Here is a 12,129-nt window from a genome sequence, read left to right on the forward strand (position 1 = left end):
CCCCAGGTTTTTGCTGTGGTTTCCACCCGAGCCACGGAGCTGTGCGGTTTCTACCTGCGGGCCGCCGCCACCGCGTCCGTGTAGCGCTCGCGGGTGAGGTGCTCCGGTGCGATGCCGAGTTCGGCGAGTACGGCGCGGATGTCGTCCAGGGCGGCTGTGAGGTCCGTCTCTTCCTGGACCAGGGTCTCGATCTCCAGGAAGGTGCCGTCGAGTTCGGGGACGCGTACGAGGGTGGCGAGCAGCTGCCTGCCGTACGCCTCGAAGGCATGGCTGCGGCAGCGCTTCTCGAAGACGATCGCCGGTACGTAGCCGAGGTGCTGCAGGATGGCGTGCGCGGACTGCGAGTCCTCCACGCGGGTCTCGTACTCGGGTTTGGAGCCGGACGCCTCGTCCACGGTGGCCGCCTTGAAGGTGAGGAGGGTCCGCAGGTCTCCGGTGCCGTGTTCGGTGGCGGCGTACACGGTTCGCAGCCGCAGCTCCTCGTCGCGGGCGGCCAGACTGCCGTCGGGGCGGTCGTAGTACGTGTCCTGGTAGGTCTCGGCACGGCCCTCGGCCCGTTCGTCGAGCGCCCGTGCGACCGCCTCCGGCGCGTGGACCCGGGCCTTCAACTCCGCCTCGATCACGGGCCGTTCCTTTCCTCGCGTCTTTCCTCGCCTCTTTTCTCCATGGTCGGGCCTCCGGCCCGCAACCCGGTGCGTACGCGGGTGAGTTGGACGGCGGAGCGCCTCGAGGGCGAGCGGCCACAGGGGCAGTCGTGAGAGCGGGTGACACCTTCGGTGGCGCAGCCGGCCGCACCGCAGCCGGCGACAGAGATCCCGGCCTTCTCCCCAGGCACCACGGGCGCTACGCGGAGTAGTTCCAGTCGTAAGGGCCCCCGCCTCGCCACTCGGTGAGTTCGGGGTCGTCGACCGCCGTCTTCTTGGCCGGTAGGCCGGCGTCGTGCAGGAATTCCATGACGTCGAAGAGGTTGTAGGCGATGCCTACGCGTTCGCCGTGGATCAGCACCTGTCGGCCACCGTCCGACGACGGTGGCAGTACGACGACTGGAGGGCCCTCGTCCATGTCACCACCATGCGCCGGATCGGGACGATGCGCAGCCTGACCCGGGCTGCTCGAAGCGCGGGGGGGGGGAGGAGGAGGGCGGCGCCGGTTCAGCCGATGGTCGTGACGTCAGCGGGCATGGTCGAGCAGTGCGTAGGCCCGTACCGGGAATGTGCCCATGCCCGCTACCGCCGGAGGTGCCGCGTGGAAGCGGAAGCCTTGTGGGGGCAGGGCTTCCAGGCCGCGCAGGTGTTCGACCACTGGGATGCCGGCGGCCAGTAGGCCGGTGTGGGCGGGACGGGTGCCGTCGTCGGTGTCGTCGATGTTGAGGGAGTCGATGCCGACGAGGGCGGCGCCCTGTTCGACCAGCCAGGCGGTGGCGTCCGCGGTGAGGTAGGGGTGGCCGTGGCCGTACTGCTCGGTGCCGAAGTGGCGGGACCAGCCGGTGTGGATGAGTACGGCCTTGCCGGTGACGTCGTGGGGGAGGAGCAGTTCGCGGTTCACGGCTCGGCGTGCGCCGCGGTTGGCGTCAGCGCCGTCACCGACGTCACCGTTGCCGCCGTCGCCGCCGTCGCCGCCGTCCAGGACTCGTACGACGATGCCGTCCAGGTCGGTGAGACGGGTGAGCGGGAGTCCGGCCAGGTCGGGGCCGTCTCCGTAGCGGTGGAAGGGGCTGTCCACGTAGGTGCCGGTGTTGGAGACCATCGCGATGCGGCCGATGGCGAACTCGGTGCCGGGGGCGTAGATGTCCCGGGAGGCGGTCCGGGTGAGGTGGTCGCCGATCTCGGGGCCGGGCAGGCCGGGGTAGGTGATCATGCCGTGGTGGATGGGGTGGCTCAGGTCGATGATCCGGCGGGCGGTGCCAACACTGCCGGGGGCGGCATCACGAACACCGGTGGGGCTGTCGCCCCGGGAGCCGACGGCACCGTAGCCGGCGGCACCCGAGTCGGCGGTCCCCGTGCCCATCGTGTGCCGTGATCCCTTGTGCGGTTCCCGCACGGCCTCGCGCCCGCTGATCCGCACCTCCTCCACCATGAGCAGGCCCAGATGGCGTACGAACAGCTCGGCCAGTTCCCCGTCGCCGATCTCCGGATCGGCCACGTCCAGCCGGAAGCCCTGAGTCTGCAGACCACCGCCGTTGGCGAAGGTCACCTCGGCGTCGAACCGCACCCGCCACTGTCCGTCACCCGGGCTGTCCACGCCGGCCACTCCGCTCCCGCCGTTCCGTACGGCGCCGTTGTCTCGCATGCCCCCGGCCTCGCTGTTCATGATCGCGCCGACCTCGTCGTTCATCGTCTCACCGCCCACGACCCGATCCTCAGTGCAGCTGAGCTTGAGTACAAGCAATGTTTTCTGAAGCGTCGCTACAGTGAGGCTTATGGAACTGGACCCCCGGCGTCTGCGCGTCCTGCGGGCGGTGGCGTTGCGTGGTGGGGTGATGGACGCGGCCAAGGTGCTCCATCTGACCCCGTCGGCCGTCTCGCAGCACCTGGCGCAGCTGGAACGCGAGGTCGGGCAGCCGCTGATCGACCGTTCGCGGCGCCGGGTCGGTCTCACCCCGGCCGGGAAGCTGCTGGCCGCCCGCGCCGAACGTATCGAGCAGGAACTCTCCGAAGCGCGACGGGAGTTGGCGCTGCTCACGGGCAGGGCGACCGGGCCGGTGGCGGTCGGCGCGTTCTCCACGGCGGTCAGCCATCTGCTGGTCCCGGCCCTCGGTGCCCTCGCCCGCAGTCACCCCGGCCTGCGACCGGAGGTCGTCGAGTCGGAGGGCCCCGAGGCGCTGCGCGAACTGCGTACCGGCGGTCTCGACCTCCTCGTCGTCGAGTACGACGCCGACGACCCGGCCCCGTACCACCGGGCCAAGGACCTGGCCTCCGCCCCGGTCGCCGACGACGAGTACCGCGTCGTCACCCCCGCCGACTGGACGCCCGCGCCCCGCACCGTCCGGGACCTCACCGACCGGCCCTGGGTCGCGGGCCCGCCCGGCACCGCTTGTCGCCGCGCCCTGGAACGCATCTCGGACCAGTACGGTCTCGCCGCGCGACGCGCCCACACGTGCCGTGAGTTCCCCACCGTCCTGGCCCTGGTCCGGGCCGGCCTAGGCGCCGCCGTCCTGCCCACCCTCGCCCTCGCCGACGCCCCACCCGAGACGGTCGCCCTGCCCGCCGTCCCCGTCGCCGGCCACCGCCGTATCGCCGCGGTCTGGCGCGCGCCTCGCTCCGGCCCCGAACCCCTCACCTCCGCCCTCGTGACCGCCCTCCAGGAAGCCGCCGTCGACCTCGGCCTCACACCGATCACCTGAGGCGTACGGGCCCCCTCGCCGGTCCCGTACGACCTCCCCCCGCACGCCGGTACGCCCGCACGTCGGACGCCGAGCCTCCCTCGGCACCCCCCGACGAACGTTTCCCCGCCGTACTCCGTCGAATGAGAAAGGAGGGAAGGCGGGGGATGGCCGGTAAGCGCAGAACGGGGCTGGCGGGGCTCAGCGACGGGGGTGACGCGGAGGCGGAGGCTCCGTTGTCGGAGGCCGCGGACGTCGAGTTGGTCCGCGCCGTACTGCTCCTCGGCGGCGTGCCCTGGGACGAGCTCGACGACGGCGTACAACAGGTCCGCTTGAAGTTGCTGGAGACACAGGCCAGGCGCAGCGGCGAGGCGATCCGCAAGCGGCAGGCGTGGCTGTCGGTCGTGGCGTCCCGTGTCGCCGTCGACTGGCACCGGGCCCGCGCCCGGGACGCCGGCCTGCAGGAACGGCTGGCCGCCCGGTGGCAGCAGCGCCCTCCGGTGGAGCACTCGGAGGAGGACAGGTTGCTGGCCCTGGCGGTGGCGGACGGACTGGAAGGGCTGCCCGCCGTACAACGGCAGATCCTCGCCCTGCGCTTCTACACGGATCTGCCGGTACGGGAGATCGCCCGGCTTCTCGACATCCCCGAGGGCACGGTCAAGAGCCGGCTGCACACGGCGGTCGCTGCCATCGGGGCACGGCTGCGAGAGATGGAGGTGATCTGAGGTGACGTATCCGCCCGAGTCGGACGAGGCGCTGTTGCGCCGCGCCTTCGCCCTGATCGGTGAGGAGGCGGGACGCCCCGAGCCCGACGCGCCGCTCCACCGCCACGGCCCCGACGCGTCGCCGCGCCGCGACGCCGACACATCCGTCACCCCCCGCGCCGAGGCTCAGGCCCAGGATCCCGCGCAGGACGGCGCCGGTCCTGTGCGGGTCGGCGCCCCGAACCCCCCTGCGCGAATGGTCTGGTGGCGACGGCGCGGTGTCGTCCTGGCCGGGCTCGCCTCCGCCGCGGCGCTCTGCGCGGGCGTCCTCGGGTCCACCCTGCTCGACGGCGGAGCCACGAACACCGAGTCCGGCGGCTCCCATGACTCGGACGGCCGCGCAAACGCATCGGGGCAGGGCCAGACCCTTCTCGAATGGATCGCCTGTGGGCGCACCATCGCGGAGGGGGACGTCGTGGCCGTCCGCCCGTCCTCGGAGGCGGGCCGGGTCGTCGTGACCTTCGACGTACAGGACTGGATCAAGCCGGCCCGGGGCGCGGAACGCATCACCCTCGACGTGGTGGACCCCACCGAGGCACGCGTCCGTGAGCCCTGGGAGAAGGGGCAGCACCTCCTGATCGTCGTCCCGGAGCGGCGTGACCAGGAAACGGACACCTTCCAGGGCGAACAACTCCAGTGGTATCGCGCCAAGATCGAGCAGGGCCTGCCCGACGCGGCGACGACCGAGTGCCCTCCCGCCTGGAGCGATACGCGAGGGGAGGGGTAGCGGCGGCGGGGGAGACGGGGAACGCGTGGCCGGTATCAACTGGCGTGGAACGATTCACCCTTGACTAGATACGAACACAAGTGCGGTAATCGTTGCTCCAGTTGCCCGGGGGAAACACGCAACTGACCACATCTCGGCGATGCGACCGACCATGCCTCGCAGAGATCTCGCATGTCCGCTGTCTGCCGTCCGCCGGCTCGCTGTGCGCTGTCTGCTCACGCGTGCCGGACGGCGACGCGCGGCCCCTCGGGCGGCTCAGCCCAACGCGAGTGAAACGAGGGGAACCGTGTCACCAGCCGCATCGAAGCCACCGAGATCTCTGAGGTCCCACCGTCGAAGGGCCGGGGTCGCCGTCGCCCTCTCCGGCCTCACCGTCGTAGCCGCCGCGGCCGTCACCTGGGCCGCGGCGACCGACAACCTCGTACCCACGAACAACTACAACGTCGGCTGTCTCACCGGCATGTCGGGCGGCACCGTCTGCCGCACCGACAACGCCGACGTCACCTACTACATGGACAGCGGCGGCAGCGACAAGCTGGAGGACATCGACAAGGCGAACGTCCGGGTGGCGATCCAGGAGTACCACGACAAGACCGATCTGAAGGTCAGCTACGACTCCACGCCGACCTGGTCGGGGGGCTCGGAGACGGACATCTACTACGCCGAGGCCACCGTCCCGGGCAGCGACGAGGGCCTCACCTGGTGCAACGACAACAGCCCCGGCGGCTTCAAGTGCGACCAGCAGTACGTCCGTATCGAGGGCGGCGGTCAGTACACCCCAGGCCTGTCCTGCCACGAGACCGGCCACGCCGTCGGTCTGCTCCACGGTGAGGACGCCTCCCCGAGGCTGCCGAACCAGGACTCCAAGCTGGGCTGCATGAAGAAGACCCCCGGGTTCGCCGACGGCCTCGGCACGAACAACCGAGAGAACATCAATGCCAACTACTGACGGGGCCGACGAGAACAAGGGGGTGGACCGAGCGATGGAGCACGCGGTGAACAGAGTCGGGCACGAATCCGAGGACGCCGAGCACGCCGCCGAGCACGCCGCCGAGCACGCCGACGCCGCCCGCGCCGAGCACGCCGACGCAGAGAACGACAGCCGCGTGAAGCGCCTGAGCCGCGTCACGCGTATGGCGACGCTGGTCGGTACGGCCGCCGCCGTGACCGCCGCGGCGGTCTGCGCAACGGTCCTCGTCCGGCACGAGGTCACGAACGACCCGTCGCGCCCCGAAGCGGCCGGCGCGGCCACGAACCCCGGTGGCGTGATCATCGCGCACGGCAGCGACCGGCACCCCAGCCAGACGGCCGCCGACTGGGTGACGTACGCCGACCACGTCGTCGCCGTGACACCGGTCTCCGAGCGGGAGATCAGCCCGACCGCCGAGGAACTGGAAAACGGGGAGGGCCTGATCCTCCGCGATGTGACCCTCCGGGTGGACGACGTCCTCTGGTCCAGCGACACACCCGGCAAGCCGGCGCCGACGTCGTTCGAGTGGGTGGCGCACGGCTGGCAGTTCACCGAGGGCGACACCGCCAACCGCACCGAGATGGCCGGCGAGCACCAGCCCCGCATCGAGCTGGGCCACAGCTACGTCATGGCCATCGAATGGCAGCCCCCGGTGTGCGCCGAGGAGGACGAGATACCCGGCCAGTGGCGCGGCCTCGGCAGCGACTCGAACATTCCGTTCGACGGCAAGGTCCTCGGCCGGGGCGAGTCCGAGGGAACGGCGACGACGACGGCCCGCGCCCTGTCCGCGGCGAAGGCCGAGACCGACCCCGACGACCCGAACTACTCCCTGGAGGACCAACTCATCGGCAAGAGCGCCACGGCCCTGACCGAGGCCCTTCAGAAGGCCGAGCCGACCGAAACCGGTGCGTCCACGACGGCATCCACCGCGAAGAAGGGGGCCGCCGCCCAGTCTTCCGAGGCAACCGTCACCTGCGAGTAGCCCGGCCGACACAACCCCGCGGGGGCCCTGCCCCGGCCCCCGCAGCCGACCCACAGCAGCCCCGCAGCCGTACCCTCCGGCCGGCCCCTTCGGTCGGCTCCTCCGGCCGACCTCTTCGGCCGGTCCCCTCGGACGGGCTACTCCCGCGCGCCGACGGCTGCCGCCCCGCTGAGACTGAGGGCTGTTGGGCGAGGCGATCGGAGACATCCATGGGCGATTGCGTCGAGGGGGCGGTGCGTATCGCGGTCATCGGCGACTGCCCCCTCTTCCGGCAGGGTGTCTCCCAGCTGATCGGCACCGCGCCCGATCTCCGACTGATCGCCGTCACCCCGTCCATCGAGCGCATGGACGGGGAACTGGACGGCGCGGACGTGGTTCTGATGGACATCCAGGAGCCCGCCCCGAGACTCGTGGCGGCTGTGGCGGAGCTGCGGGAGCGGGGGTATGCCGTCATCGTCGTGTCGTCGTCCCCGCAGATCGACGCGGTTCAGGTGATCGAGGCGGGTGCCGGCGGTTATCTGAGCCGACAGGCGGAGCCGGACGAGGTGCTGACGGCGATCCGGGCCGTGGGCGCGGGCCGCAGTTATGTGTGCGCACCCGTCGGCAACCTGATCAGACGCTCCCCGCGCTTCACGGACCGGGAGCAGGAGATCCTGCAACTCCTCGCCGCCGGCGCGACGGACCACGAGATCGCCAAGAAACTGCGCATCAGCAAACACACGGTCCAGTCGCACCTCGACCGCATCGGCGAGAAGACCGGCTCCCGCCGCCGCTCGAACCTGACCCGTCTCGCGGTCGAACTCGGGCTCACCGGCGAGGGATGACGGCGCCGTGGACGGCTGTGCGAGGGCCGGTGAGCTGGGCGGATGGGCAGTCCTGCCCCGGCCGTGTGGGTGTTTGTCGCCCTTGACCCGTACAGGTAAAAGGGACGACCTTGGTCGGGACCGAACTTCACCGAATCAGTCGGCATGAGCGGATAGGGAACACCACGGAAGACTCACGGAAGCCTCCGGAATTTCCTGACCAGATATTCCGCACGAGATTTCCGCGGACCTTCCCCGAAGTTCCGCTCAGATTCCTTCACACCATGAGCCGACAGCTAGGAGAAGTCATGCGCAATCGCGTCGCAATTCTCGCCGTCGCAGCGATCCTCCCTCTGGCTGGAGCGGCCGGGCTCGCCACCAGCCAGGCAACGGCAGCGCAGACTCGCCCACCGGTCACGGTCACAGGCACTGTCGACGACTGCGAGAACGGCACCTCACCCATCAAGGTGTCGATCAAGACCAGCCAGGAAACCAAGGTCGACAGTAGCGGTGTGAAGAACAGCAACGAGTACTCGGTGACCTTCAAGAAGATTCCCGCGAAGGGCCGACAAGCCACGGCTACCGTGACCTGCGAACAGAACAAGGACAGCTATAAGCAGACTTTCAGGATCGACGGAGCTCCGGGTAATCAGCCCGTGACGCAGGAAGAAAACCTCGAGCCCTAGAACTGGTCACCGGGTACGTGTCGGCCCCTGAGCAGCCGGCCTCTGAGCAGGCCGGCCCACGGGCCCGACCGGGGTGGATCACCGCCTCCCGCAGCACCGCCTCAGAGGTCATGGCGCGGCGCTACGGGAGGCACTGCGTGCCGAAAGAGTCGGCGCTCGTTGTCGAGACCGACCATTGCGTTCGACGGGTAGCGGGCACCGGCGGCGACGCCGACGGGGACGCCGCCGGGGACGGCCTCCTCGATTCTCCAGCAGTGCGTTGGTCCGGGGATGCCGGGTGGCGGGACCGCAGCCGGTGTTCAGGTGACGCGCGCTCACGAGCCCGGCTCGCCGAGGGCCAGCGGCTCGCCCAGGGCCGGCGGCTCGGCCGGGGTCCGGTAAAGGTCGGTCAGCCCGAGGTAGATGCGGGCGGCGGTCGCGATGGCGTCCAGGTCCTCACGGGTGGCGGAGCGCACGATGGTCGCTGTGGGCCCGGCCACCACCGACCCGGCGGGAATGCGCCGGGTCTGCGGGACGACGGTGCCGGCGGCGAGGACGCACCCGGCGCCGACGCGGGCGCCGTCGAGTACGACGGCACCCATGCCGATCAGGACGTCGCCCTCCACGTGGCAGCCGTGCAGGGTGGCGTTGTGCCCGATGGTGACGCGCGCTCCGATCCGTACGGGAAAGCCGGGGTCCGCGGGGAGGACGGCGCCGTCCTGGACGTTGGATTCCTCGCCGACGTCGATGGTGTCGAGGTCGGCGCGCAGTGGGCGGGCAGGGGGCAGGACCTGCTGGAGGAGGAGCCGGCGTTCCATGCCGGGGTGGCGGAGGCCGACGAGGCCCTGCGTCCACACCTTGGCTGGTCCGTGCTGGAGGAGCTGGCCGCGGGCTCCGGAAGGCGCCGCCCCGACACCACCGATGTCGCACAGCCCCTGCTGTTCGCGGTGCAGGTGGGCCTCGTAGCCGTGCTGCGCGCCCACGGCATCCGGGCCGCGGGAGCGGTGGGGCACAGCGCGGGCGAAATGGCCGCGGCCTGGGCGGCCGGGGCCCTCGGCCTGGACACCGCCGCCAAGGTCCTCGTCGCGCGCTCGCAGGCCCAGGCGTCGACCGCGGGCGACTGGGGGATGGCCGCCGTCGGCGCGGCGCCCGAGCAGGTCGGACAATGGCTGGCGCCCTACGAGGGCCGACTGGAGATCGCCGGCATCAACAGTCCGCGGGACGTGACGCTCAGCGGCGACAGGGCCGCCGTCACCGATCTCGGGGACCGGCTCGCGCGGGAGGGCGTCTTCTTCCGGGACCTGGGCATCGGCCACGCCTTCCACAGCCGGGTCATGGACCCCCTGCGCGACGGTCTGCTCGACGCCCTCGGCGAGCTGAAGGCGACTCGGGCACAGATGCGGTACGCCTCCGCCACCACGGGCACGCTGCTGACCGGCACCGAGCTCGATGCCGACTACTGGTGGCGCAACCTGCGGCGACCGGTGCTGTTCGGTGAGGCGGCGGAGCGACTGCGAGAGGCGGGATGTTCCGTCTTCGTCGAGGTCGGCCCGCATCCCAGCCGTCAACAGCACGACGGCCCCCACAACTTGTGGGGGCCGCACACGCCTACGCCCGGAGCCGACCAGGCGTACCGTTCTGAATTGTCGAGGTTCAGAACGGAGTTCAGCATGCCACACCCCACTCGCCGAGACACCGGCGGAATCGGGGCGCGTATCGAAGAGGTGAGCGCCCTGCGCGGCTTCTCCCTCCGCGAACTCGGACGCCGCGCCAACGTCTCCCCGTCGATGCTCTCCCACATCATCAACGGCCAGCGCCAAGCCAGCCCCGCCATCGTCTCCGCCGTCGCCCGCGCCCTGTCCGTCAGCATCAGCGTCCTCCACGGCCAGCCCTACATCCACCAGTTGCAGGCCGACCAGCTCGACCGGCTGATAACCCCCATCAGCACCGCCCTGGACGACTGGGACATCCCCCTCGGCGACGACGACCCACCACCCCGCACCCTCGCCGACCTCGAAACCGTCGTGGCCTGCCTGGAGCAGCAGCGCGCCCGAGCCGAGTACATCGAGATCGCCCACGAACTCCCCGCCCTGCTCGCCGAGGCGGGCGCCCACGTCCTCACCGCACGCCCCGGGCACGCCCTGGAGCGGGCCGCGTGGTTGCAGGCGGAGCTGTGCCGCACCGTGTACGTCGTCGGCCGTCAGATCGGCTTTGGTGACCTCGCCCGCCTCGCCCTCTCACGGATGGCGGTCGCCGCCCCGCAGTCCGGCGACCCACGGCAGGTGGCGATCGAACGGTGGGACAGGGCGCAACTGCTGGCGGACGCCGCCCGCCACGACCACGGCGTCCTCCTCGTCAAGCAGGCGCTCAAAGATCTCGACGACGACGGTGAGCAGGCCACGAAGGCAGTCCGCGGCGCCCTCCATCTGAAGGGTGCCGTCCTGTCCAGCCGGCAGGGCGACACCCGTGGCGCGGATGACTGGCTGGAGGCGGCCGGGGAGATCGCCGAGGAGACCGGGGAGACCCGTGACTACGGGCTGGTGTTCGGCCCGGTCAACGTCGTCATTCACGGCATGTCGGCGTCCAGCGACCGGGACAAGCACGCCCGCGCTCTGGAGAAGGCCCGCAAGGTGCGGCTGCCGGCCGACTATCCGGAGGCGAGGGCCGGGCACTACTGGGTGGATAGGGCGCGCGCGGAGACGTGGACGGCCCGCCACGAGGATGCGCTGGAGTCGCTGGCCAGGGCGCGGAAGGTGGCGCCGCAGCAGACCCGCTATCACCCCGGGGTGCACGAGACGGTGGCGACGCTGCTGCGGGCTCGGTCGAAGGCGTCGGGGGATCTGCTGGAGTTCGCGAACTGGTGCGGCGTGTAGCGCGCCCGGTGGGGCTGGTCAAGGTGTGGGGTGTTGCCAGTCAGGCAACGCTGAGGGGTTGCCTGATCGGGACGATTGGACGGTAACCGTCCCGTCTGTCCATGGAGCCGACCATGACCAGCCGTCCCACCACAATGGATCCGCCTGTGTGTCTTGCCCTGCCGTCCAGAGAGCCGGATCCGGTGTCGGGCTGTGACATCTGCTTGGCGGTGGCCAACCAGCGGTTCGAGGCGAAAGCCAACAGCGACTGGTCGAAAGTGACCGACTGCAACGTGGAGATCAACCGGCACCCCCACGGGAGGGCGGAGTGAGCATCCCCACCGGGACAAGCCCGGAGGCGGGCGGCTCGTTCGCCTTCTGTGCCTGGCATGAGGGCTACGACCGGACGGCGCGGCTTGTACGCCTCCCGGAGGACCAGGGGACGGGTCCCTGCGGCCCGAGCGGCAAGTTCGCGTGTGCCTCGTGCCGCCACGCCTACGACCTCGTCCCGGTCGCGGACCAGTCATGAGCGTGGAGTTGTCGCCGGAATGCGGCGTCGCCCAGAAGCGTGGCGGAGACGGGCATCAGCGGTGCGCGCAGGTCGACATACCGCTGCCCCACGCGATCGGCATCCTCCTCCAGAAGAAATGCGGATGCCCCTGCCACGAAGGCAGGCCTCCGAAGATCAGGACGCCTGTACGGCCCTGATATCTCCTGCTGCCGGGCTCCCTCGGAACCGGCCTGGCGGCAGGTGTCGCCCCGTGTGCCGCAGCGGGCGACAGCGTCCCGCCCGCCCCGCACCCCCGTGTCCTGGGGGCGGGCGGGACCAGGCCCCGGCCGGACGCCGATCCGGCCGGGGTCGCTCCATGTCTTGATCGCCCGACTCTCGGGCCGGCAGCGGGCCAGCTAACGATCGCTGAGCCCCCGCAAACGGCGTGAGCCCCAGTCCAGATGCGCTCTGAACTGGGGCTCTCCCGTAGGCCCTGTGGGACTCGAACCCACAACCAATGGATTAAAAGTCCTGGCCAAAGCTCGCTGGGTGGT

14 protein-coding genes are annotated in these 12,129 nt (G+C 70.7%); 10 read left to right on the plus strand and 4 right to left on the minus strand.

All coding sequences use genetic code 11. From position 1 onward, the window contains the following. Positions 1 to 50 precede the first annotated feature (50 nt). From cyaB to STRIP9103_RS16145, 3 genes are all read right to left on the minus strand, one after another. On the minus strand, positions 51 to 623 hold the full coding sequence (gene cyaB, locus STRIP9103_RS16135) for a class IV adenylate cyclase (protein WP_009312914.1): 573 nt from the start codon (positions 621 to 623) through the stop codon (positions 51 to 53). Between the two features lie 220 nt (positions 624 to 843). Next, the gene (locus tag STRIP9103_RS16140) at positions 844 to 1,062 is read right to left on the minus strand and encodes a hypothetical protein (RefSeq protein WP_009312893.1); all 219 of its coding nucleotides are present in this window, start codon (positions 1,060 to 1,062) and stop codon (positions 844 to 846) included. A gap of 108 nt (positions 1,063 to 1,170) precedes the next feature. Next, positions 1,171 to 2,349, minus strand: a complete 1,179-nt coding sequence (locus tag STRIP9103_RS16145; RefSeq protein ID WP_009312903.1) for a cyclase family protein — start codon at positions 2,347 to 2,349, stop codon at positions 1,171 to 1,173. A 70-nt stretch (positions 2,350 to 2,419) separates the two neighbouring features. Here STRIP9103_RS16145 and STRIP9103_RS16150 point away from each other — a divergent pair, with 70 nt between their 5' ends. The 7 genes from STRIP9103_RS16150 (at position 2,420) to STRIP9103_RS16180 (ending at position 8,254) form a co-directional block, all read left to right on the plus strand. Further along, entirely contained in the window at positions 2,420 to 3,343 is a 924-nt protein-coding gene (locus STRIP9103_RS16150) for a LysR family transcriptional regulator (RefSeq protein WP_009312906.1), read from the plus strand. Positions 3,344 to 3,489: 146 nt separating this feature from the next. Continuing rightward, on the plus strand, positions 3,490 to 4,047 hold the full coding sequence (locus STRIP9103_RS16155; protein WP_009312901.1) for an RNA polymerase sigma factor: 558 nt from the start codon (positions 3,490 to 3,492) through the stop codon (positions 4,045 to 4,047). A gap of 1 nt (position 4,048) precedes the next feature. Continuing rightward, positions 4,049 to 4,813, plus strand: coding sequence for a hypothetical protein (locus STRIP9103_RS48375; RefSeq protein WP_009312897.1), 765 nt, complete (start codon positions 4,049 to 4,051; stop codon positions 4,811 to 4,813). 286 nt (positions 4,814 to 5,099) lie between these two features. After that, complete coding sequence (locus STRIP9103_RS16165) at positions 5,100 to 5,762, plus strand: M12A family metallopeptidase (protein WP_009312908.1); 663 nt, start codon at positions 5,100 to 5,102, stop codon at positions 5,760 to 5,762. Between the two features lie 46 nt (positions 5,763 to 5,808). Then, on the plus strand, positions 5,809 to 6,765 hold the full coding sequence (locus STRIP9103_RS48380; protein ID WP_158696879.1) for a hypothetical protein: 957 nt from the start codon (positions 5,809 to 5,811) through the stop codon (positions 6,763 to 6,765). 209 nt (positions 6,766 to 6,974) lie between these two features. Beyond that, positions 6,975 to 7,589, plus strand: a complete 615-nt coding sequence (locus STRIP9103_RS16175) for a LuxR C-terminal-related transcriptional regulator (RefSeq protein ID WP_048820375.1) — start codon at positions 6,975 to 6,977, stop codon at positions 7,587 to 7,589. Positions 7,590 to 7,876: 287 nt separating this feature from the next. Next, positions 7,877 to 8,254, plus strand: a complete 378-nt coding sequence (locus STRIP9103_RS16180) for a hypothetical protein (RefSeq protein WP_009312887.1) — start codon at positions 7,877 to 7,879, stop codon at positions 8,252 to 8,254. A 314-nt stretch (positions 8,255 to 8,568) separates the two neighbouring features. On the opposite strand, the gene STRIP9103_RS16185 is transcribed toward STRIP9103_RS16180, so the two are convergent. Further along, positions 8,569 to 9,090: a gamma carbonic anhydrase family protein gene (locus STRIP9103_RS16185; protein WP_009312895.1), complete on the minus strand. Its 522-nt coding sequence runs from the start codon at positions 9,088 to 9,090 to the stop codon at positions 8,569 to 8,571. On the opposite strand from STRIP9103_RS16185, the gene STRIP9103_RS51515 reads away from it, so the two are divergent. The 3 genes from STRIP9103_RS51515 (at position 9,028) to STRIP9103_RS16200 (ending at position 11,614) form a co-directional block, all read left to right on the plus strand. Next, entirely contained in the window at positions 9,028 to 11,106 is a 2,079-nt protein-coding gene (locus STRIP9103_RS51515; RefSeq protein WP_234022216.1) for an acyltransferase domain-containing protein, read from the plus strand. The two genes, STRIP9103_RS16185 and STRIP9103_RS51515, sit on opposite strands and share 63 nt — an antisense overlap. A gap of 113 nt (positions 11,107 to 11,219) precedes the next feature. Next, a complete protein-coding gene (locus tag STRIP9103_RS16195; protein ID WP_009312910.1) occupies positions 11,220 to 11,417 on the plus strand; it encodes a hypothetical protein in 198 nt (65 codons plus the stop codon). Then, complete coding sequence (locus STRIP9103_RS16200; protein ID WP_009312891.1) at positions 11,414 to 11,614, plus strand: hypothetical protein; 201 nt, start codon at positions 11,414 to 11,416, stop codon at positions 11,612 to 11,614. Before STRIP9103_RS16195 ends, STRIP9103_RS16200 begins: the two co-directional genes overlap by 4 nt. Positions 11,615 to 12,129 lie beyond the last annotated feature (515 nt).

The sequence above is a fragment of the Streptomyces ipomoeae 91-03 genome (genome assembly GCF_000317595.1).
Lineage (GTDB): Bacteria > Actinomycetota > Actinomycetes > Streptomycetales > Streptomycetaceae > Streptomyces > Streptomyces ipomoeae.